Here is a 21,323-nt window from a genome sequence, read left to right as displayed (position 1 = left end):
GCATCCGTGCGGGGCCGACGGCGGTCCGCGTCAGGCCTTCTCCGTCTCGAACGCCGAGAGGGTCGTGTCGTAGTCGGTCGGCACGTCGTACATCGGCGTCATCCAGTGGTAGAAGTTGTCGCCGCGGTCCCGCAGCAGGTGGTACAAGCGGTGCATCAACTCCGTACGCACGGAGTGCAGTTCGGAGTGCTCGTAGCGGTTGAGGAGTTCGTCCGGGTCGCTCTCCAGGTCGTACAGCTCGTTGTGCGACTCGGGGTTGACGACCAGCTTGTACCGCCGGGTGCGGAGCATGCGCTGCGGGTAGGGGAAGTGGTGGCCGTGGTACTCGGCCACGTGGTGCCCGTCCCACTCCGGGTGCTCGCCGCGGGCCAGCGGGAGCAGGCTGCGGCTGTCGACGGCGGGGGCCGGGTCGCTGCCCGCGAGTTCGAGGATCGTCGCCGTGTAGTCGGTCAGGGAGACGAACTCGTCGCGCACCTGTCCGGGCACCGCCCCCGGCACCCGCAGCAGTCCCGGGATGCGGTAGATGTCCTCGTACATGGCCGGGCCCTTGTCGTGCAGCCGGTGGGCGCCGGTGAACTCGCCGTGGTCGGCGGTGAAGCAGACCGCGGTCCGCTCGTCGAGCCCCAACTCCCTTACGGCGTCCAGGATGCGGCCTATCTGTTCGTCGATGAGGGTGACGTATCCCCAGTAGACGGCGATGAGTTTGCGGCTGTCCTCGATCGGCATCGTGTCGAACGCCCACAGCTTGCTGTAGTTGCTCTGCACCGGCGGTTTGCCCGCGAAGGTCTCGCCCATGGACTTGGGCAGGGTCACCAGCTCGGGGTCGTACAGGTCGAAGTAGGCGTCCGGGACGATGTACGGCAGGTGCGGGCCGAAGAAGTGGGTGGCCAGGAAGAACGGGGCTCCGTCGCCGCCGCGCTCCCCGTCGGCGAACCGCCGGAGCATCTCGATGGTCCGGGTGGCGAGGTAGTGCTCGAAGGTCGCCTCGACGGGCTGGTGGAGGCGGGCGGCCAGCAGATTGCCCGGGCTGCCGTTGGGCGTGGTGCCGCGCATCCGGTCGCTGATGGCGTACTCGGGCAGGCCGTTCTCCTTGAGGTAGTCCAGGTAGTCGGGGTGGTCGACGGGGTTGTGCCAGCCCGCGAGGTCCGGGCCCTCGAACCCGTAGTCGGCCGCGGTGCGCCGCACACCGCCGTGCCACTTGCCGAGCAGGCCCAGGTTGTAGCCCTCGTCGCGCAGTTGCCCGGCGAAGGTGAACTGGTCGTCGGCCAGATCCTCCAGATAGCCCACGTTGCGCTCGTAGTTGGCGAGCAGCTTGTGCCGGAAGGGCGCGGCGCCGGTGAGCAGGCTGGCGCGGGCCGGGGTGCAGATCGCGGTCGGCGTGTAGGCGCTGTCGAAGCGCGTGCCCTCGGCGGCGAGCCGGTCGAGGTTCGGGGTGCGCACGTGCGGGTTGCCGTAGGCGCCGAGGGTGTCGACCCGGTGCTGATCGGTCATCAGGAAGAGCATGTTGTGGCGCACGGCGGGGCCTTTCGGGTCGTAGCGGGTCGTGCGGATGCGGGCCGCCCGGGCGGGGCGCCGGTCAGGAGGCCTCGGTCGCCGAGGGCTCGGAGGGCTCGGCGCCGGGCGTGGTGTAGCCGGCGAGCAGCGGCGATTCGTGGAAGACGAGGGCGAGGGCGCCGAGCGGTCCGGCCCGGTCGGCGAGCGCGGCGGGCACCAGACGGACGCCGCGGTGCACGCGGGTGGGGGTGTACCGGCGGAAGGCGGCCTCGACCGGGCCGAGGAAGGCGCCGCCCAGGGCGGCGACCTCGCCGCCGAGCACCACGCGCTGCGGGTTGGCGGTGCTGCACGCGGCGGCGAGGGCCCGGCCCACGGCGTGCGCGGCGCGCTCCACGGCGGCGCACTCCTTCTCCTCCCCCGCGGCGAGCGCCTCGCCGAACCGTGTCCAGCTGCGTCGCCCGGCGGCCCGCAGCAGGGCGGGTACGGACGCGAGCTGTTCCATGCAGCCGTGGCCTCCGCACCAGCAGCGGGGCCCGGCCGGGTCGACGCTGATGTGGCCGATCTCCCCGGCCGCGCCCTGCGCGCCGCGGAACAGCCGGCCGCCCGCGACGAGGCCGCCGCCGACGCCGTACGACAGGGTCACGTGCAGGGCGTCGCCCGCGCCTCGGGCGGCGCCCCAGATGGCCTCGCCGAGAGCCGCGAGCCGGGTGTTGTTGTCGGCGAGTACGGGGACCTGGAGGGCCTCGGCGAAGCTGTCGGCGACCGCCTGGCGGTGCCGGGGCACGCCGTGGCCCGCCTCGGCCGGGGCGCTGCCGCCGCCGGTGGTCTCGCCGGGGCCCGGGGTGCCGATGCCGACGCCGCCGAGCCCGGTGAGGTCGATGGCCTCCCGGGCGGCGAGGTCGCGCAGCAGCCCGAGCGCGGCGGCGGCCTGTTCCTGGACGCTGGTGCGCGGCGGGCAGTGGACGCCGTCGAAGGCGGTGATCTCGTGCGCCGCGTTGGCGATCACGACCTTGATGCGCTCACGGCCCACCTCGATGCCCGCGGCCTGCGCCGAGTTCGGATTGAGGACGAGCCGGTGGACGGGGCGGCCGCGCCCTGCCGGTGCGCCCGCCGCGGGCGCGGGCTCCTCCAGCAGCACGCCGTCGGTGAGGAGTTGGCCGATGATGCCGGAGAGGGTGGTGCGGGAGAGTCCGGTGGCGCCGGCCACGTCGGCCCGGGTGCTCGGCCCCTGCCTGCGCAGCACTGCGAGGACCCGCTCCACGTTCCCGTACCGCAACTGGCGCAGCACGGTGGGGTTCTTGACCACAGCCATGAGACCCATGCTGCCCAGGCCCCTTATTTTCGTCAACACCTTGAAATAAATTCTCCGGGCTGCGGCAGGCCGTCCTGAATTACGACGCACCCTTGACGCTATTGAGCGGTGGGGCGGCCCTCAGCCGTGCAGCGACCGGTAGGTGGCGAGCGCCCCGGGGTGCAGGGCGACGCCGCCGGGCCGGTCAGGAATGCCCTCCTCCGGTGAGGCGCGTCAACAGCTGGATCAGCTGGGCGCGTTGAGTCTCCGTCAGCGGCTCCAGGAGTTCCTGCTGCGCCTCGGTGATCAGCCCGTCCAGGCGTGCGAGGTGGCGGCGGCCCGAGGGCGTGAGGGTGACGACGTTGCGCCGGCGGTCGCCGGGGTCGGGGGCGCGCTCGACGTGCCGCCCCTCCGCCAGCTCGTTGAGGACGGCCACCATGTCGCTGCGGTAGATGCGGGTACGGCGGCTGAGCTCGGCCTGGCTCGCGGGGCCGCTCTCGGCGAGGACGGCAAGGACCGCGTAGTGCCATCGCCGGGAGTCGGCGCCGGCCAGCCGCTCCCCCACCACCCGCTCGGCGCGCAGGGCGGCGAGGCCGAGCAGCCTGCTGGGGAGACCGTCGAGGCGGGCGGGGACCGGGGGTGCGGACTCTGGGGGTTCCGGGGATTCCGGGCGCTCTGCGGGCATGGCCGGATCGTACCCCCTTGCGTTAGTGCCCCTAACGACCTACTTTCGTTAGTGCCACAAACGTTAGTACGGCTAACGCAAAGAGGGGTTCTCCATGTCCGACGCTCTGTCCGACACTCTGTCCGACGTCATGCCCGACGACCGCACCGCTCTGATCGATCTGCTCGCCCGCTGGGACCGCTGGCTGGACGAGAGCCGTTTCACCGCCGACGAGACCGCGGTGCTCTTCACCCCGGACGCCGAGGCGGTGACGCCGGGCGGGGTCTCGCGCGGCATCGACGCGCTCACCGCGCAGGCGGCGCGCGGCCGGTCGATCTGGGCCGCGACCCAGCATCTGCACACCAACCCGGTCGTCGAGATCGACGGCGACCGGGCCGCCATCGGCATCAACCGGCTCATCTTCCTGGTGGCCCACGACCCGGCGGGGACGCCGGAGACGGTCCCGGCACCGACGCTCACCCTGGGTGAGCGGTGCCGCGTCGAGGCCGCCCGCACCGCCGACGGCTGGCGCATCACCCGGCTCGGCGGCACCCTCCTGTGGGCCTCCGACCCCGAGGCGCTGGCCCGGGCGACGGCACGGGGCAGGGCAGCGACGGCGGCACAGGCCGGGTGACTCGGGGGCCGGGCCGTGCGGCACGGGTGGGAGAATGGCAGCCCCGGCAGTCCGTACGGCCCCGAGCTCATCGGTGGTCCGCGTCGGCCTGCCCGTCCGTCGCCGCAGCCGGAAGGAAGCACGAACGTGATCAAGTGGGTGTTCCTCAGGGCCGGGCAGCGCCCCGTTCCCCGGCCCGTGGCGACGCCGCTGGTGTGGACGGCCGCCTGCGCCACCGCGCTGCTGTTCGTGGTGCTCCTCAACACGGTCGCGGGGACCCGGCCGCTGCTCGCGCTCACCGTGCTGTCCGTGCTCGCGACGATGCTGGGGTTCTTCGCCCGCTTCACGGCGGCGCCCGGCACGGCGGTGCTGTGCTGGCTGTTCCTCAACGGTTTCGCGATCCCGCCCACGGGCGTGCTCAGCTGGACCGCGGACCGCGACACCTTCTGGCTGACCTGCCTGCTCGCCGCCACCCTCGCCGGCACCACGGCGGCGCGCGTGGCCCACGCCCGCGCCGCCTACCACTCGCTCACCCCGGCGCCCGCGGTGCCGACGACCGTGAACGACGAACCGCACGCCGCCTGAACCGCGGCCGTATCCGTATCGCCCGTATCACCCGTTCCGTACGGGTTCAGGTGAGCCGGGAGACCTCCGCGAACTCTCCCGCGTGGTGCACGAGACCCGGCGCCTCCTGCCGGACATCGCCCGCGTCGACCTGGCCGACGACGAGGAAGTGGTCGCCGAGGCGCTGCAGGGAGACGACTCGGGCGGTGAGCCAGGCCGGGGCGTCGGTCAGGACGGGCAGGCCGTCGTCCTCCCTCCGGTACCGGACGCCCTCGAAGCGGTCGATGCCGCTGCGGGCGAACTGCCGGGCCAGGTCGGTGTTCTCCGCGCCCAGCAGGTGAACGGCGAAGCGCTCGGCCCGCCGCACCGCCGCTGCCGTCGACGCGGTGGCGCCGAGGCAGAAGGAGACGAGGGCCGGGTCGAGCGAGACGGACGTGAACGACGTCGCGGTGAACCCGGCGGGGCCGGGGACCGTGATCACGGTGATGCCGGAGGCGTGCCGGCGGAGCGTACGACGGAGGATCGCGTCGGCTCCCACGGCATCGGCGGTCGCGGCCTGGTGAACGGGCTGGAGGGACGTGGTGGTCATGGCACTCGCCTTTCGGTCGGTCGCGGTCAGTGCTGTTCGCGCGGTTCGAGGGGTTCGAGGGTGAGGATCGGGCGCAGGTCGTCGTCGGCCCGCAGGCGTTCCAGCCACTGGACGACGGCGGCGGCGGTCGTGCGGTGGGAGGCGTCGTTGAGGACGTCGTGCACGCCGTCGCGCACGACCCCGAAGTCGGCGTACGGAAGGCGGCGGGCCAGTGCGCGAGCCTCTTCGAGGGGCGTCAGCGGGTCGGCGGCGCCGTGCAGCAGCAGGACGGGAACGACCGGGGTGACCTCCGTGGGCAGGAGGTGGGCGGGGATCGCGTCGGCGAGCCGTCCCCGCTCGAACTCGGCGTCCTCAGCAAGTGTCTGACGGTGGGTCGGGCAGGAGGTGCGCGCGGCCAGCTCCGCGTCCCAGTCCAGGGCCGTCTCCCCGCCGGACGTCGGGGCCGTCCCGGCCAGGACGAGTCCGGCGAGCGGCACCTCGTCCCCGGCCCGCGCCGCGGCGTTCAGTACCTGGAGGGCGCCCGTGTCGCTGCCGACGAGGACGACCGGGGCGGCGGGGGCCGCGCCGAGCACCCCGGTCACCGCCAGGAGGATGTCGGCGGAGTCCTGCTCGGGCGTGGTGTCCAGGGCGTGCACGACGTACCCGTCCGCGGAGATGCGGCGGCCGAACCGCTCGTAGACCAGGCCGTGTTCGCCGCGTCCGGGAAGGACGACGATGGTGCCGCGCGGGGCGATCGGTGCGGGCGGCCGCCAGCTGTGCGCGGTGGCGGCCGGGGCGACGTGGGTCATCGGGTGCTTCCTGCGGGGCTGAGGGCGGCGCGGTGGGCGAGTTCCTGGCGGACGAGGGGCAGCAGATGCCGTCCGTAGTCGATGGCGTCGTCGAGCGGGTCGTACCCGCGGATGAGGATCGTGGTGGCGCCGATGTCGATGTAGTCGAGCAGGGCCCGCGCCACCGTCTCGGGGGTGCCGACGAGGGCGGTGGTGTTGCCGCCCGCGCCGCTGGCGGTGGCGGTCGGCGTCCACAGGCAGCGGTCGTGCAGGTCGGCCTTGGCCGCGGCGGCGAGCAGGCGCTGGGACCCGGTGTTCTGCGGCGCGGAAGCGGAGTTGGGGAAGAAGGGGCGCCCCGGCCCGGCCTTGATGGTGTCGAGGATACGGTGGGCGCGTTCCCAGGCGAGTTCGTCGGTCGGGGCGAGGATGGGCCGGAAGGAGACGCTGATGCCCGGGGGTTCGGTGCGGCCCGCGGCCTCGGCGGCGGCGCGGACGGCGGCGATCTGCTGGGCGGTCTCGGCGAGCGGCTCGCCCCACAGCGCGAAGGTGTCGGCGTGCTTGCCGCCCACCCGGTAGGCGGCCTCGGAGGAGCCGCCGAAGTAGAGCGGGATGCCGGACTCCCGGTGCGGCAGCACGCCGGGGGTGTAGTCCTCGAAGCGGTAGTGGCGGCCCTGGTGGCTGAAGGGCGTGTCGGCGGACCAGGCGCGCCGGAGGATGCCCAGGTATTCGTCGGTGCGGTCGTAGCGCTCGTCCTTGTCCAAGTAGTCGCCGTCGCGCCGCTGTTCGGCGTCGTTGCCGCCGGTGATGGTGTGGACTGCGACGCGTCCCTCGGTGAATCGGTCGAGGGTGGCGAAGCTGCGTGCGGCGAGCGTCGGGGCGATGACGCCGGGCCGGTGGGCGATGAGCAGGCCGAGGCGCTCGGTGCGGGCGGCGACGTACGCGGCGACCTGGGGGCCGTCGGGCCGGGTGGAGCTGTAGCCGATGAGGATGCGGTCGAAGCCGGCGTCCTCGTGGGCGCGGGCGAACCGGGCGGTGTACTGCGGGTCGATCACCGGGCCGTTCGCCGGCCGGGTCTCCGAGCCGTCCTGGGTGCCGATCATGCCGATGAACTCGACGGTCCGGGCCGGGGGTTGGGTCGTGGTCACGGGGTGTCCTTCGCTGCGAGGGGATGGCGGTCGAGGGCCGCGCGGCCGGCGGCGGTGAGGAGGGAGTCGTCCTGCGGGGTGTGGATCCGGCTGCAGAGCACGTCGCGGTGGTGCCGCTGGAGCGGGTTGGCGCGGGTCAGGCCGTGGTTGCCGGTGAGCTGGAGGGCCTGTTCGACGGCGCCGATCGCGGCACGGGTGCCGAGGAGTTTGGCGGCGCCCGCCCGGCCGGGGGCGTCCGGGTCGCCCGCGTCGATGTCCGCCGCGAGCGCGTCGACCAGGACGGTGGCGCCGGTCAGCGCGGTCTCGATCTCGCCGACGGCGCTCTGGAAGCGGGGCAGGGTGGCCAGCGGGGCACCGAGTCCGGTGGGGACGCGTTCGTGGAGGAAGCCGACGAGCCAGTCGCGGGCGGCCTCGGCGACCCCCAGGTACAGCGCGGTGAGGCCGAGCGCGCCCCAGGCGCCGCCGACGGCGTCCGGCGTCGCGGGACCGGGGGCGGCCAGTGCCACGACGTCGTCCACGGGGACGCGTACGCCGTCGAACAGTACGTCGTCGCTGCGGCTCGCCCGCAGTCCGACGTGGTCCCAGGTCGGCTCGACGGTCAGGCCGGGGCTGTCCTTGCGGACCAGGAACGAGCCGACGCGCACCGGGTCCTCGTCGGTGCGGGCCCAGACGAGCATCCGGTCGAGTCCGACGGCCCCCGTCGAGTAGATCTTGCGGCCGGTGAGCAGCCAGTGGTCGCCCGCGCGGCGGGCGGTGGTCGCGGGCAGCCCGCCGCGGACCGGGCTGCCCAGCTCGGGTTCGACCCGCAGATGGTTGACCAGGGCGGGCCGGTCGGCCGCGGTGTGGAGGAACTCGGCGTACGCGGCCGTGGGCCAGCGCGGTGTGCGGGCCTCCGCCGCGTGCACGAACAGCGTCATGGCGCTGATCAGAGCGACGGCGGGGTCGCCCGCGCCGAGGGCGCGCAGGATGCGGACCGTGTCCGTGAGCCCGGCACCGGGCCCGCCGTGGCGGGCGGCGACGGTCGCGGTGAGCAGTCCCGCGTCGTGCACGAGGGCGATGCCGTCGGCGGGGAAGCTCGCCTCGCGGTCGTGCGCGTCGGCGCGGTCGGCGAGGGCGCGGGTGACCTCCGGGAGCCGGTCGAGCCGCAGGGCGGGGAGCACGGCTCCTTCGACGGCGGTGGAGTCGCTCACGCGGGCACCACGGCCTCGGGCGCAGGGGCGCTCGCCGCGGGCGAGGAGCGCACCAGATCGATGAGGGTGCCGTAGTCGCGAGCGTCGGCGAGCGGGGAGAAGCCGCGGATGAGGAGCGTGGTGACACCCAGCGCCACATAGTCCAGGAGGGCGTCGGCGACCTGCTCGTAACTGCCCACCAGCGCCGTGGAGTTGCCGGCGGCACCGGTCGTCCGGGCGATCTCGGTCCACAGCCGCTTGTCGTGGACCTCGCCCTGGGCCGCGTACTCGAGGAGGCGCTGGGAGCCGCGCTGCGCGGAGTGGTCGAGGGGGAAGGCCTTGCGCAGGTCGCCGAAGCGTTCCTTGGTCAGGCGCAGGATCTCCCTGGCCCGCTCCCACGCCTCGGTCTCGGTCGCGGCGGCGATCGGCCGCAGGCTGACGCTGAACCGCGGGTCGCGGCCGTGCGGCGCGGCGGCGGCCCGCACTTCGCGGATCCGCTCGGCGATCCCGGCGAGGGGTTCGCCCCAGAAGGCGTACACGTCGGCGTGCCTGCTGCCGGTGCGGACGGCGTCGGCGGAGGCGCCGCCGAAGTAGACGGGGATCGGGGCGGCCGGGCGCACCGCGGAGAGGCCGCCCTTGACGCGGTAGAACTCGCCCTCGTGGTCGAACGGTTCGGTGGCCGTCCATTCCTTGCGGACCACGTCGAGGAAGTCGTCGGTGCGGCGGTAGCGGGTCGGCTTGTCGCTGAAGTCACCGTCGCGTGCCTGGTCGGCGTCGTCGCCGCCGGTGATGACGTGCAGCGCGACCCGGCCCGGGTGGAAGGCGTCCAGGGTGGCGAACTTGCGGGCCGCGAGGGTCGGCGCGACGAAGCCGGGCCGGTGCGCGAGGAGGACGCCGAGGCGGTCGGTGTGCTGGAGGACCTGGTCGGCGACGGTGAACCCGTCGGGGCTCGCCGAGGAGTGGGCGATCAGGACCCGGTCGAAGCCGGACGCCTCGTGGACGCGCGCCACTTCGCGCAGATAGTCGGGCTGGACGACGGGGCCTTCGGGGCGGGGGCCGCTCTCGCTGGATTCGTGGGTGGCGGCGAAACCGATGAACTCGACGGTCATGGCGGGGTGACTCCAGAAGGGGTGAGGAGGGGAACGGTTCAGTTGAGGCGCTCGCGCCAGGTCCCGGCGTGGTGGCAGGCCACGGCGCGCCCGGCGGCGTGGATCGCGTCGGGCTCCGTACGGCAGGTGTCGTCGGCGAATCGGCAGCGCGGGGCGAACACGCAGCCCGTGCCGTCCGGCCAGGGCGCGCGTTCGGCGGGCGCTCTCAACTGGGCCGGGAGCAGCCGGTGTTCGCCGCGGACGCTGGGGGCGGAGGCGGTGAGCAGGGCCGTGTAGGGGTGGCGCGGGTGCTGGAGGACCTCGCCGATGGGGCCCTGTTCGACGAGCCGGCCCCGGTAGAGGACTGCGACCCGGTCGGCGATGCCGGCGAGGGAGGACAGGTCGTGGGAGATGACGACGACGGCGAGGCCCAGTTCCCGGCGGAGCCGGTCGAGGAGGGCGAGGACGAGATTGCGGTTGGAGGCGTCGAGGGCGCTGACGGGTTCGTCGCTGAACAGCAGCCGGGGCCGGGTGACGATGGCCCGGGCGAGCGAGACGCGCTGCCGCTGGCCGCCGGAGAGCTGCGCGGGGACGCGGTCGCCGAACCGGTCGGCCTCCAGGCCGACCAGGGCCAGCGTCTCGTCGGCGCGCACGGCCCGCTCCCGGCGGGTGAGCGTGCCGGCCACCGCGAGCGGCTCGGCGACGATCCGGCGGACCGTCAGGTCGGGGTCCTGGGAACGCAGCGGGTCCTGGAACATGTACTGGACCTGGCCCGAGCGCCGGAACGCGCGCAGCGCCCGCCGGTCGAGTCCGGTCAGCTCCCGTCCGCCGAAGCGCACGGTGCCCGCGTCGGGCCGCACCAGGCCGACGGCGGCCCGGGCCAGGGTGGTCTTGCCGGAGCCGGTCTCCCCGATGACGCCGACGACGTCCCCCGCCCGGACGTCGAGTCCGACGCCGGTGAGGACCCGGGTGCGGCGGGCGGCTGCGCGGACGGTGCCCCGGCGCCCGTAGGACACGTCGAGGCCGCCGATCTCCAGCAGGGGTTCGGAGGTGGTGGTCACCGGGCTGCTCCTTCCGGCGCGGTGGGGCTCTGGGGGCGTACGCAGCGGGTGCGCCGGCCGCCGTCCAGGGTGCGCAGGGCGATCGGGCCGTCGACGCACTCGCGCGTCGCGTGGGCGCAGCGCTCGGCGAACCGGCAGCCCGGCAGGTCGGCCCCCGTCTCGGGCGGGCGGCCGGGGATGGTGTCGAGCTCCCGGCGTCCCCAGTCGCCGAGGGACGCCACGCGCAGCAGCGCCTCGGTGTACGGGTGCGCGGGCGCGGCCAGCACCTCGGCGGTCGGGCCGTCCTCGACGATCTCGCCCGCGTACATGACGATCACGCGGTCGCAGGCCTCGGCGACGACGGCGAGGTCGTGGGTGACGAGGAGGAGCGCGAGACCGCGTTCGGCCCGCAGGGTCCGCAGCAGTTCGAGGATCTCCGCCTGGACGACGACGTCCAGTGCGGTGGTCGCCTCGTCGGCGATGAGGAGTTCTGGCTCGCAGGAGACGGCGATGGCGATGAGGACCCGCTGGAGCATGCCGCCGGACAGCTCGTGCGGGTAGTGGTGGAACACCTCGTCGGGGCGGTGCAGTCCGACCGCCGCGAACAGTTCGACGGCGCGGCGGCGTGCGGCGGACCGGGCGAGGCCGCGCCCCACCCGCAGTTGTTCGGCCAGTTGCCTGCCCACGGTGAGGGAGGGGTTCAGATACGAGGCCGGGTCCTGGAAGACGGCTCCGACGCGCCGGCCTCGGACGGTGTTCCACTGGCGGCGGGTGAGGGCCGTCAGGTCGGTGGCGTCGCCGGCGAGCGTCGCCCGTCCGGCGGCGACCTCGCATCCGTGCGGCAGGACGCCGAGGACGGACCGGCAGGTGAGGCTCTTGCCGCTGCCCGACTCCCCCACCAGGCCGACCGCCTGGCCGCGTTCCAGGGTGAAGGACACGTCGCGGACGGCGGTGACGGAGGGGCCGACGGTGACGTCGAGGCCCTCGACGGTGAGGACGGGGGCGGCCGTCCGCGCTGCGGTGGGTTCAGCCAGTGGTGACACGGCGCTCGGCCTCCTCGGTCTGCGGGGACTGCACGACACGGACCGCCGGCTCGGGGGCGGGATGCGCGGGCGCCGGGCGCACGGGGGCCGCGGCGGCGAGGGTCACCGGCCGCGCCCCGCCGTCGCGGATCGCGTCCGCCAGCAGGTTGAGCGCCCCGACGGTGATCATGATCGCGGCGCCGGGGACGAGCGGCGCCCACGGCTGCTGGGCGAGGTAGCCGAGGTCGGAGGCGAGCATCCCGCCCCAGGTCGGCGCGGGCGCCTTGACGCCGAGGCCGAGGAAGGTGAGCGAGGAGACGACCAGCAGGGCCTGTCCCGCGACCTGTGCGGTGGTCACCGCGACCGTCGGCAGGATCTTGCCCCAGACGTGGGTGCGCAGGATCCAGCGGCGGGAGGCGCCCATCAGTTCGGCGGCCTCCACGTACTGCGCCTGTTTCAGGCCGAGCGCGGCCGCCCGGGTGACGCGGAAGTACAGCGGGGCGAAGAGCACGCCGAGGGCGAGCATGGCCTGGTGCACGCCGTTGCCGAGGGCGCCGACGACGGCGATCGCGAACACCGTGAACGGCATGATCATCAGCGTGTCGGCGGCTCGCTGCGTGCTCCATTCCACGGCCGGGCCGAGCCAGACCGACGCGAGCCCGGGGACGACGCCGAGGAGCAGTGCGGCGCCGACGGCCTCCAGGGCGCCGCCGATGGAGAGCCCCGTCCCGGCCACGACACGGCTCAGGACGTCCCGGCCGAGGTAGTCGGTGCCCAACAGGTGTGCGGCGCTGGGCCCTTGGAGCATGTCGGCGGGGTGCTGCGCCAGCGGGTCGGCCGGTGCGAGCGCGCCGCCCGCGACGGCGAGCACCGCGACCACGGCGAGCACGGCGAGGGCGGCCTTGGCCGAGCGCTGCCGCCAGGTGATCCGGAGCACCCTCATGCGGCCTCCCCCTTGCGTGCGGCGCGCCCGCTCCTGCGGGCGGCCGGGTTGAGCGCGCCGAGCACCGCGTTGACCGCGATGTTGGCGACGAGCACGACGGCGACGGGGACGAGGAGGGTGCCCTGCACGACGGGGATGTCGTGCCGTTCGGCGGCCTGGAGGGACAGTTGCGCGATCCCCGGAAGGTTGAAGATCTTCTCGGTGACGACGGCGCCGCCGAGGATGACCGGCACGCTCATCCCGAGGACGGTGAGGGCGGGCCCGGCCGCGTTGCGCAGGACGTGGCCGAACATCACGCGCCGGGCGGAGAATCCGCGCATCTCGGCGCCGACGACGTAGTTCTCGCGCAGCGCCCCGACCAGCGAGGTGCGCAGTTGCCGGGCGAGGGAGGCGGCGGCGTCCAGGCTGAGCGCGAAGGCGGGCAGGATCGCGTACCGCAGCCAGGGGCCGGCGCCCGCGTTCAGCGGCTCGTAGCCGCCGGTGGGCAGCGCGCCGAACTGGACGGCGAAGACGACGATCAGGACGATCCCGATGAGGAACGGCGGCAGCGTCGCGAGCACCGAGCAGACGAGGGTGACGGCCCGGTCGACGCGTCCGCCGGCGTGCAGCGCGGCGGCGATCCCGGCGCCGCCGCCGATGACCACGGCGAGCAGCAGCGCGAGTCCGGCGATGGACAGGTCGACGGGGAGGGCCTGGGCGATGCTGTCCGCCACCGGCACCCCGGTGAACCACGAGGTGCCGAGGTCGCCGCTGAGGGCGTGCCCGAGCCAGCTCACGTACTGCACGGGCAGCGGCCGGTCGAGGCCGAACTGCGCCTCCATGCGCGCGATGTCGGCCGGGGTGGCGAGGTCACCGAGGACGGAGGCGGCGGGGTTGGCCTGCGAGAGCGCACCGAGTGCGAAGGTCAGCAGCGAGGCAAGGAGGAAGACGGTGGCGGTGGTGACGGCGGCCCGGCCCAGCGAGCGGGGCGCCGCGGCGAGCCGGCCGAGCGGCCGCGCCCGACGGGAGCCGAGGGCGGGCGCGCTCATCCGACGGTCACCCCGTCGAAGCGCTGGACGACGGTGTAGGAGGGGATCTCGGAGACTTCCGGGTTGCGGGCGAGAATGCGCGGGACGGTGTACAGGAACACGTTCGGCATGTCCCGCACCGCGATGCCGGTGGCCTTCTGGAGCACCTCGGGGTAGTCGGCCGAGTCCAGCGGGGTGCGGCGGACGACGTCGAGGGCCTTCTCGAGTGCGGGTGAGGTGGTGCGCCCGGGGTTCATCAGGCCCTCCTTGCCGAACAGCACCTGGAAGGCCTGGGTGGCGGAGTCGCGTCCGGCGAACTGGTCGACGTTGAGCGCCTTGGCGCGCTGGATGTAGACGATCTGCGTGGCCTGGTCGGCGGGGATCGTCTCGATGGTGGCGGTGATCCCGACCTTCTTCAGCTGGGCCTGGAGCAACTCCGGTACGCCTTCCGCCTTCTGCGTGGTGATCTTGAGCTTCAGCCCGTCGGCGTGGCTGGCCTTCGCGAGCAGTTCCCTGGCCTTCTTCGGGTCGTACGGGAACAGCTTGTCCAGCTCGGGGTCGTAGCCCGCATAGCCCTTGGGGAAGGGCTGGCGGGTGGTCTCGCCGTAGCCGAAGGAGGCCGTCCTCAGCAGTTCCTCGCGGTCGACGGCGTACTTCAGGGCGAGGACGACGTCCGGGTCGGTGAAGGGCTCGCGGCCGTTGTGCACATCGAGGACGGCCACCACCATGGACGGGATGACCTGCACCTTCAGCCCGGCCGCGCGGGCGGCCTTCACCTGACTGCCGGGTATCTGGGCGACGTTGTACTGGCCGGACTTGAGCGCGGCGACGACGGTGGAGGGCTCCGGGAGCGGGTACAGCTCGAAGTTCTCCGTCCTGATCTTCTTCGCGTCCCAGTAGGCGGGGTTGCGCTTGAGGACGGCCTTGGAGTTCTCCACGTAGGAGACGAGCGTGTACGGTCCGGCGCCGGCCGGCTTCATGGCCAGGCTCGTGGGGTCCTTCGCGAAGACCTTCGGGTTGACGATCATCCCGGTCTTGCCCGCGAGCAGTGCGGGTATCTGGAAGTCGGGTGCGGCCAGGCGCAGTTCGACGGTGCGCGGGTCCGGGGCGCTGATCTGCTTCACGCCGATCAGCTGGGAGGCGACCAGGGACTTCGGGTCGTCACGGCCCCGTTCGAGGCTCTTCCTGACGGCAGTCGCGTCGACCGGGCTGCCGTCGCCGAACGTCGCGCCCGACCGGAGCGTGAAGGTGACCACCGTGCCGTCGTCGTTGTACTTCCACGCCTCGGCGAGCGCGGGGACGGCGTCGCCCCGCGGGTCGAGCTGGGTCAGGGCCGCGTAGACGAGGGAGAGGGAGTGCACGTCCCAGCCGGCCGACGAGGTGACCGGATCCCATGAAGTGGGCAGGTCCCAGCCCCACTTGAGGGTTCCGCCGCCGCTTCCGGCCGCCGAGGTGGACTGCCCGCCGCAGGCGGTCAGGGCGAGGGAGGCCCCGGCGGCGAGCGAGACGCCGAGGAAGGAACGGCGGCCGAGCCGGGGGGACGACGACGGTTCCGAGGGCGGTCGGGGGACGGTGGGCAGGCGGAACGCAGGCATGGGAGCACACCTTTCTGACCGCGCCGCGCGGGACGGGTGCGCGGGCGGGTCATGGAACGCCCGGACGGCGGGGCGCGGGCACAGGAGGTGGAGGCCAGGGAAAGGCGACGCGGAGACGGGGCGGCGTCGTCACAGGAAAAGGGGGCGGGCCGGCTTCGGGACGAGCCCGCGCTGCCGGGAGGGGCAGGCGGCGGCCGCAGGGGTCAGCGACAGAGTGCGCTGGAAGTGCGCCGGAAGTCCACGTAACGGCAGACCACGCCGGGATGCGTCGAAGGCATGCTCATATCCTCACGGCCGCCCGACGGGCTGTCAATGGACACCTTTAGGTGTCTCATTGTCCGAGACCCCCGCTGCCTGCGCTTTCGTCGCCGGGTGGTGCTTGGCCTCGTCGGGGTGGAGCCACAGCGGACCGTTCCCCGTCGCGACCCGCACGGCGTCGGCGGGGGGCTGCGATCCGCCGGTGAGCAGGCGCAGTTCGGGCTCGGTGAGGCTGCGCCAGAGCTCCGCCGCCGCGTCGGGACCGAGCGGCGCGGGCAGGCTCAGCGGCGCACCGGCGGCCGTCGACGCCGCGTCGACGTACTCCCGCAGGGGCCGCCAGCCCGGTACGCAGACGCGCCCGCCCGGCCCCGCGAACAGGAGCGTCGGCAGGGCGTACCGGTGTCCGTCGGCGAGTTCCTTGGCGCGGCCCGGGTGCGGCCCGGGGCCTTGCAGGCCGTACACCTCGGCGAGCGGGCGGCGGGTCTCCGCCCGGTCGGCGCCGACGGCCTCCTGCGCGGCGAACAGGGCCTGCTCGTCCAAGAGTTGGCGTACGTCGAGGCCCGGCACTCCCCTGACGGCCTCCTCGGCGGCGGCCAGGGAGTCGGCGGGGCGGCCCAGGACGAAGGTCGTCTCGCGGAGCCTGCGCAGCACCCGGTCGGCCACCTGAGAGCCCTGCGCCTCGGCGGCCTTGGCGACGACCGACGCGGGCCAGCTGGTCCGGGTCAGCCAGTGCAGCCGGGCGGCGTACGGCGCGCGGGTGTGGGCGGCGACGCCCTCGATGAACTCCTCGTACCAGCGGGCCTCGGCGTCGGGGTCCGGCGCGGGGTCGTCGTCCTCGTCGAAGAGGATGCCGAACACCCGCCGCCAGCGCAGCCGGGGCGCCAGACCGTGCCGCAGCCGCCGGAAGACCGGCTCGGAGCCCCAGGCCCACGGGCACGCGGGATCCGTGAACTCGGTGACGTCCACGACGGGTCGGGGCGCGGCGTCCGGCTCGCCCGCCCTCATGCGCTGACGGCCTTGCCGTCCGCTCCCTGCCGGGCGAGGTCCGCGATGCTGGTCCGTGCGAGCAGTGTCTGGGCGGCCGATTCGACGCCGTGCCAGAGTCCGGGCAGACCGGCCGCGGCACCGGGGTACCCCAGGGTCTCGGGGCGCTCGCCGCGCACGGTGAAGAAGGCGCCGTCGACGGCGGTCATCACCTCGGCGACGGAGATCTCGGCCGCGTCCCGCCCGAGCCAGTACCCGCCCTCGCAGCCGCGCTGGCTGCGCACGAGCCCGGCCGATCGCAGGTCGCGGAAGACCGACTTGAGGAAGCGGAACGGAATCTCCTGCGCCGAGGCGATGGACTCGCACGTCAACGGCCGCGCGCTGTCGGCCGCCAGTTCGGCGAGGGCCCGCACGGCGTAGTCGACCCTGGCGGAAATCTGCATGTCACCGTCTTCCCGAGCGTCGGTTCCGGCGTCCCGGTGCATCCCGCTCGGAGCGTGCCGGAGCCGGGCCGCGCACAATGGACACATCTTGACATCCTTTTCTCCGGCTCTCTACGGTCGCCTCAAGGATCTTGCGTTGCGCCCTTCGACGAGCAGGACTTTCTCCCATGACTTCGCACCCCGGACACGACGCCTTCCACCCGCATCTGACCGGGTCGGGCGAACTCCCCCTGAGCGCGCGGCTGCACCACATCCGCGCCGACGGGCTCGACGGCGACACCGCCCAGACCGGCGGGATGCGCCGGTTCGCCGCGATCAGCGGGGACAGCGTCGGCTCCGAGCGGCTGTGGATGGGCCAGACCCACGTCGCACCCGTCACCGCGTCCTCCAACCACCACCACGGCGCCTCCGAGACGGCGATCCACGTGGTCAAGGGCCACCCGGAGTTCGTCTTCCTCGACGATTCCTCCGGCACCGCGGAGGAGGTCCGCATCCGCACGGCTCCCGGCGACTACATCTTCGTACCGCCGTTCGTCCCCCACCGGGAGGAGAACCCGAGCCCCGACGAGGAGGCCGTCGTGGTGATCGCCCGCAGCACCCAGGAGGCCATCGTGGTCAACCTCCCGGAGCTGTACGTACTGGGCAAGGAGCCCGGCGACGGCCCGACCGAAGCCTAGGGGCCATCCCCGCGGGCGCGGGGAGCAGTCAACGGTCGTCTGGGGCAGGCCGTTGATCGGGGGACCATCCCCGCGGGCGTGGGGAGCAGTCTTTCGGGAGACTTCGGCACGGCCGCCCCGGAAACGCCTACACGAGCAGGAGACCCGTTCCCTGCCACGGTCGAAGTGCGGGTCAACGACGTACAGACCGCGGAGTCGAGCCAACCACGCGGCGAGCACGGTCCGGTAAGAGTGCGGGCGACCGGGCTCGAACCGGTGGCCTCGCCCATGTGGTGATAGGCACGACTAAAGGGGCGACGGTCTGGACGGCGTGGTGGAGGCCGTCGCCGTGCTGCCGGTAGTCGCGGAAGATCTTGTAGTGCTTCATCCGGCCGATCACGTGCTCCACCCGGGCGCGGACCTTGCGGTGCGCGGCGTTGTCGGCCTCTTCGCACGGCAGCAGGGCCCGCCGGGGGCGTTTGGGGTGCGGAGTGACCATCCCGCAGTTGAGATAGGCGCCATCACCGAGCAGGGTCACGCCTTCGCAGTGCTCGGCCAGGCCGGACGCGCGCCAGGCGTGCGCGTCCGCGGAGGTGCCCGGCACAGCCGGGCACCTCCGCGATCACCACCACATCTTGCAGACAAGGGAGTTGCACCGCTACCTGCGTTGGCGCAACCAGAACGCACGGCATCCCGACGTCCTGGCCGCCCAGCGCCGTGAACGCGCCCGGGACTCCGAAGACTCTCGTCCTATACCGCACGCCAGACCAGTGGTGGTTCGCCCTGCACTTCGAAACACCGGGCGGCACCGCCGACGGCGCGCTCGTTCATCCCCGCTCCCTCGTGCGAGCCCGAGACAGCGCAGGCCGCACTCCACCGCAGGGCCGAGGAGCTGACCCACCGAGAGCTGGAAGTCTCGTGGCAGCCCACCGATCAACCGGACTGGTGGACCGGAGTTGCCACCGAGGCCGGACCACTCACCGATGCCGATCGCTGAGCCGCTCTCGGCAGGCGCACAGCAACCCGATGAACCTATGCGGTCGCAGCACTAGAAGCGCAGCCAGGGGTCCAGTGTCGGCATCTTCCGCGACCGAGACGTTCTCAGGTGTCCGGAGAACCGTCCAGGTTCGCCTCGTACCACCGGCCCTGCCCCACGGCAGGTGTCTGCTGTGCCGAGCCACCTTGCTGGGGTACTGCACAGCCTCAACTTGCCCCCCTCCCCCCGCGTCCAGCCGGGGCGCCGGCGGGACAGGGGCCGAGCCGCGCTGCTGGCGTCGTTCGCCGACGGGATCCATGGCCTGCGTTCGACGTCGAACGGCGTCGGCAGGCACGGGGATCCTCCAGCTCCCGACTTCGGTCAATGCGTCGTGGCAGCTCCGTGGATACGGATTGAAAGGGGCAGGCCGTCGTTGTTCCGCTTCGGGATGCCGGCGGCCAGGAAGAAGGTAGGAATCTCGCTCGTCCCCGCGATGCCCAGTACCTCCTCGGTTTCGCTATCGCGGAAGGCTCCCGTAATAGCCGCCCCGAGCCCCAGTGCGCACGCCGTCATGGAGAAGACCTGGACCATGTGGCCGACGTTGTGGAACATCAACCGATAGGCGCGGGGATGCGGATACTTCCATGCCATCCGCTCGGTCTGGGCCGTGGTGACCACCCCGAAGCCGGACGCGGTGAAGAACCTTTGATCGTGAGTCAGTCGTTCGAGCTGGCCACGGGAGAGATCTGCTTCCACCGGAACGAGCCCGTGTCGAATCGCGTCGTACCGGTAGGTTCCGCTCGAGATGCCTTCGACCGCGAACACCGCGATGTACGCCTCGGCCTCATGGCGGGCGCCACCTGATGCGTACGTCTTGAGTTGTTGTACCCCATGGAGCCGGAATCCACGAAGCGGAGCGGGCCGAACGCGTAGTGGAGCAGGGTGGCGAACTGGTCCAGTGGGACGGGACGGTCCTCAAAGTCCCGGTGAGTGCGCCGCTGCTCCAACACTGTTTGGAAGGGAATCGAGAGGTCCGACCTCACCCTGGGGAGCAACAGAATGAGGTCGCTGTCGTGACTCCGGTGGAAGGAAGGGCGCGGACGTGCCAAGACCCGCTCCTCGTATGCTGAGTACTCAGGGGACTCCGAGGTGAGAAAAGGGGCATCGCGCAGTTGCTGGTGAAAGTTCCAGGCAGTGGCGCCCCACACGTCCCATGGAGGCGGGAAGCCGCTTTGATCTTGGGCTGCGTCGGCGTCAGCGCCCGACACCACGAACCCGACGTCCTTCAACACGTCGATGGCTGAGTCGAGTTGCTTGCGGCTGAGGGACGGGTGTCTCAGCTCGGCGTGTTCGACCGGTTCCCGCATTTGGAGCAGAAGTTCAGCGACGGCTGGGTGCACCCGCAAGCGCTTGGCGACGCGTGGGGAGGTCAGATGGACCCCGCTCTCGTCGGACTGGACGTGTATGGGATGCACGGCACGGACTTTCATTTCGCCACCTGCTCGGTTGGGGCGGTGGTCACCGTCGGTGCGGAGGGCGCAGGGAAGGAATCGACCGTTTGCATCCCTGCCTTGCGGGCCACGATGGACAGCCGCTCCTTGATGTTGAACTTCACAGGGGGGCAGGGGACCTCTCCCTCCCTCCACAGCTTTGGGCAGCTCCCCCCACAGGCCGGCAGCAGCCAGCACGAGGAGCACATGGCCTTACCCTCGCCGACATGCTGGGCCCAGTCGTCGAAGGCGCCCTGTGGCCTCAGCTGGGTGGACGGAAGTCCATCGACCCAGGCGAGCCTGTCTGCCTGTTCATGAGCCGGAACCAGAGGGTGCTCTGTGCAGGAGTACAGGGAGCCGTCGCTGGCGATCACCTCATTCGCCGCTCCTGTTGCTGTACAGGTCTGGGGCTTTGGTGAAGTCGGCAGCAGGGCGGTGTTCAGGCCGAGGCGTGTCATGAGGTCGAGCCACTCCACCTCACGTCGCACGTAGGCGCCATGTTCCATCTGCTGCGCCCGTACATCGTTTCCCCATGTATGGATCGCGGCCAGCTGGAACATGACGTTGCTCCGCCCGCCGAAGCCGAGGCGCGCCATTTCCTCCAGGTACGGGGTGACATGCTCACAGTTCTCGATATCCACGTTGGTGCGCAACACAAAATGAACATGGGCGTACCTGGGGTCGGCCACGGTCTGGGACAGCAGTCCAACCAGCCGGTCGAACGACTTCGCGCCGCTCTTGAGCGGCCGATGCGCATCGTGCACGTCCGCCAGTCCGTCCAGCGTGATGTCGAACCTGGTCACCGCACACGTTTCCACCAGGGTGGCAATCTTGCGTTCGGTGAGCAGAGATCCATTGGTGACAATGCTCGCGGCGTATGCAATGCCGTTCGTCTGCGCGTGATGACGGAATTCTCGGCTCATCTCCTTGATGGCGTGGTAGGCCATCAAGGGTTCACCGCCGAACCAGCCAACCTGGATGCGGGACACGGCCGTGGACTGCGCCGCACGTCGCACCCGGGCGGCAACCACGGCCCGATGCCGCGGAGACGTGCTCCCTTTGCGGTGTTCCTGTCCGCAGTACGAGCAACCCATGTTGCAGTATGAAGTGGGAAGCAGGACGAACTTCCGCATCCCGGGATCTGCGGATGCCTGGCGCATGCGTGCGTAGTGCGAAGCGCGCGCTTCGTCCTGGCTGTCGACGACAACACCGACCTCACGCAGCTGACGAAGCCCTTCGGGGGAGACCGTTCCCCCCGGTATCCCGCCTTCATTGAGCAGGTTTGCCAGGTCGACCGGGATGAACATCGAAGAGGCCGTGCCGGGAAGGATCGCGGGCACCACCTCACGACCTCGCGCGTCGAGGAAGGTCTCGTGACCGAACCGGAGGTATGGGGAAGCAGGATGAAAGGAGGGTTCGGACACGGCCTGCGCTTTCTGTTCCGTCGCGTTGGGGAGGTGCGAGGGTGGGGGCGGGAAGGTACCCGCCCCCACCCTTGGCGTCAGCAGTTGCCGTTGAGGTTCAG

19 protein-coding genes and 2 pseudogenes are annotated in these 21,323 nt (G+C 72.3%); 3 read left to right on the top strand and 18 right to left on the bottom strand.

Annotation, left to right across the window (positions count from 1 at the left end):
• Positions 1 to 30 precede the first annotated feature (30 nt).
• The 3 genes from ABII15_RS34035 to ABII15_RS34025 form a co-directional block, all read right to left on the bottom strand.
• On the bottom strand, positions 31 to 1,503 hold the full coding sequence (locus ABII15_RS34035) for a sulfatase-like hydrolase/transferase (protein ID WP_353947288.1): 1,473 nt from the start codon (positions 1,501 to 1,503) through the stop codon (positions 31 to 33).
• A gap of 73 nt (positions 1,504 to 1,576) precedes the next feature.
• Positions 1,577 to 2,806 (bottom strand): ROK family protein, encoded by a 1,230-nt coding sequence (locus ABII15_RS34030; RefSeq protein ID WP_353946120.1) that lies wholly within the window; start codon positions 2,804 to 2,806, stop codon positions 1,577 to 1,579.
• Positions 2,807 to 2,990: 184 nt separating this feature from the next.
• On the bottom strand, positions 2,991 to 3,470 hold the full coding sequence (locus ABII15_RS34025; RefSeq protein WP_353946119.1) for a MarR family transcriptional regulator: 480 nt from the start codon (positions 3,468 to 3,470) through the stop codon (positions 2,991 to 2,993).
• 94 nt (positions 3,471 to 3,564) lie between these two features.
• On the opposite strand from ABII15_RS34025, the gene ABII15_RS34020 reads away from it, so the two are divergent.
• Together ABII15_RS34020 and ABII15_RS34015 are read left to right on the top strand one after the other, a co-directional pair.
• Entirely contained in the window at positions 3,565 to 4,083 is a 519-nt protein-coding gene (locus ABII15_RS34020) for a nuclear transport factor 2 family protein (protein ID WP_353946118.1), read from the top strand.
• A gap of 126 nt (positions 4,084 to 4,209) precedes the next feature.
• The gene (locus tag ABII15_RS34015; RefSeq protein ID WP_353946117.1) at positions 4,210 to 4,647 is read left to right on the top strand and encodes a hypothetical protein; all 438 of its coding nucleotides are present in this window, start codon (positions 4,210 to 4,212) and stop codon (positions 4,645 to 4,647) included.
• A 46-nt stretch (positions 4,648 to 4,693) separates the two neighbouring features.
• On the opposite strand, the gene ABII15_RS34010 is transcribed toward ABII15_RS34015, so the two are convergent.
• From ABII15_RS34010 to ABII15_RS33955, 12 genes are all read right to left on the bottom strand, one after another.
• The gene (locus tag ABII15_RS34010; protein ID WP_353946116.1) at positions 4,694 to 5,215 is read right to left on the bottom strand and encodes a flavin reductase family protein; all 522 of its coding nucleotides are present in this window, start codon (positions 5,213 to 5,215) and stop codon (positions 4,694 to 4,696) included.
• 26 nt (positions 5,216 to 5,241) lie between these two features.
• On the bottom strand, positions 5,242 to 6,003 hold the full coding sequence (locus ABII15_RS34005) for an alpha/beta hydrolase (RefSeq protein WP_353946115.1): 762 nt from the start codon (positions 6,001 to 6,003) through the stop codon (positions 5,242 to 5,244).
• Entirely contained in the window at positions 6,000 to 7,082 is a 1,083-nt protein-coding gene (locus ABII15_RS34000; protein ID WP_353947287.1) for an LLM class flavin-dependent oxidoreductase, read from the bottom strand. Before ABII15_RS34000 ends, ABII15_RS34005 begins: the two co-directional genes overlap by 4 nt.
• Positions 7,083 to 7,123: 41 nt before the next feature.
• Positions 7,124 to 8,317, bottom strand: coding sequence for an acyl-CoA dehydrogenase family protein (locus ABII15_RS33995; protein WP_353946114.1), 1,194 nt, complete (start codon positions 8,315 to 8,317; stop codon positions 7,124 to 7,126).
• Entirely contained in the window at positions 8,314 to 9,405 is a 1,092-nt protein-coding gene (locus ABII15_RS33990) for an LLM class flavin-dependent oxidoreductase (protein WP_353946113.1), read from the bottom strand. Before ABII15_RS33990 ends, ABII15_RS33995 begins: the two co-directional genes overlap by 4 nt.
• Before the next feature lie 38 nt (positions 9,406 to 9,443).
• Entirely contained in the window at positions 9,444 to 10,445 is a 1,002-nt protein-coding gene (locus ABII15_RS33985; protein ID WP_353946112.1) for an ABC transporter ATP-binding protein, read from the bottom strand.
• Positions 10,442 to 11,467, bottom strand: a complete 1,026-nt coding sequence (locus ABII15_RS33980) for an ABC transporter ATP-binding protein (protein WP_353946111.1) — start codon at positions 11,465 to 11,467, stop codon at positions 10,442 to 10,444. The genes ABII15_RS33985 and ABII15_RS33980 overlap by 4 nt, the downstream gene beginning before the upstream one ends.
• On the bottom strand, positions 11,451 to 12,389 hold the full coding sequence (locus tag ABII15_RS33975; RefSeq protein ID WP_353946110.1) for an ABC transporter permease: 939 nt from the start codon (positions 12,387 to 12,389) through the stop codon (positions 11,451 to 11,453). The genes ABII15_RS33980 and ABII15_RS33975 overlap by 17 nt, the downstream gene beginning before the upstream one ends.
• Positions 12,386 to 13,417, bottom strand: coding sequence for an ABC transporter permease (locus ABII15_RS33970; RefSeq protein ID WP_353946109.1), 1,032 nt, complete (start codon positions 13,415 to 13,417; stop codon positions 12,386 to 12,388). The genes ABII15_RS33975 and ABII15_RS33970 overlap by 4 nt, the downstream gene beginning before the upstream one ends.
• The gene (locus ABII15_RS33965) at positions 13,414 to 14,991 is read right to left on the bottom strand and encodes an ABC transporter substrate-binding protein (RefSeq protein ID WP_353946108.1); all 1,578 of its coding nucleotides are present in this window, start codon (positions 14,989 to 14,991) and stop codon (positions 13,414 to 13,416) included. Before ABII15_RS33965 ends, ABII15_RS33970 begins: the two co-directional genes overlap by 4 nt.
• Positions 14,992 to 15,300: 309 nt before the next feature.
• Positions 15,301 to 16,254 carry a DsbA family protein gene (locus ABII15_RS33960; RefSeq protein ID WP_353946107.1) on the bottom strand — a complete coding sequence of 318 codons (954 nt, stop codon included), beginning with the start codon at positions 16,252 to 16,254 and terminating at the stop codon, positions 15,301 to 15,303.
• Positions 16,251 to 16,676 carry an Rrf2 family transcriptional regulator gene (locus ABII15_RS33955; RefSeq protein ID WP_353946106.1) on the bottom strand — a complete coding sequence of 142 codons (426 nt, stop codon included), beginning with the start codon at positions 16,674 to 16,676 and terminating at the stop codon, positions 16,251 to 16,253. The genes ABII15_RS33960 and ABII15_RS33955 overlap by 4 nt, the downstream gene beginning before the upstream one ends.
• Positions 16,677 to 16,843: 167 nt before the next feature.
• Between ABII15_RS33955 and ABII15_RS33950 the strand changes: the two genes are divergently transcribed.
• Positions 16,844 to 17,353 carry a cupin domain-containing protein gene (locus ABII15_RS33950; protein WP_353946105.1) on the top strand — a complete coding sequence of 170 codons (510 nt, stop codon included), beginning with the start codon at positions 16,844 to 16,846 and terminating at the stop codon, positions 17,351 to 17,353.
• A 292-nt stretch (positions 17,354 to 17,645) separates the two neighbouring features.
• Here ABII15_RS33950 and ABII15_RS33945 read toward each other — a convergent pair.
• The 3 genes and pseudogenes from ABII15_RS33945 to ABII15_RS33935 form a co-directional block, all read right to left on the bottom strand.
• Positions 17,646 to 17,936, bottom strand: a pseudogene (locus ABII15_RS33945) (transposase family protein); the annotation flags it as partial.
• A gap of 753 nt (positions 17,937 to 18,689) precedes the next feature.
• Positions 18,690 to 19,187 (bottom strand): annotated as a pseudogene (locus ABII15_RS33940) (SagB/ThcOx family dehydrogenase); the annotation flags it as partial.
• Between the two features lie 607 nt (positions 19,188 to 19,794).
• A complete protein-coding gene (locus ABII15_RS33935; protein ID WP_353946104.1) occupies positions 19,795 to 21,222 on the bottom strand; it encodes a radical SAM protein in 1,428 nt (475 codons plus the stop codon).
• Positions 21,223 to 21,323 lie beyond the last annotated feature (101 nt).

The organism is Streptomyces sp. HUAS MG91 (assembly GCF_040529335.1).
Lineage (GTDB): Bacteria > Actinomycetota > Actinomycetes > Streptomycetales > Streptomycetaceae > Streptomyces > Streptomyces tabacisoli.
This window is presented reverse-complemented; position numbering and strand designations above follow the sequence as displayed.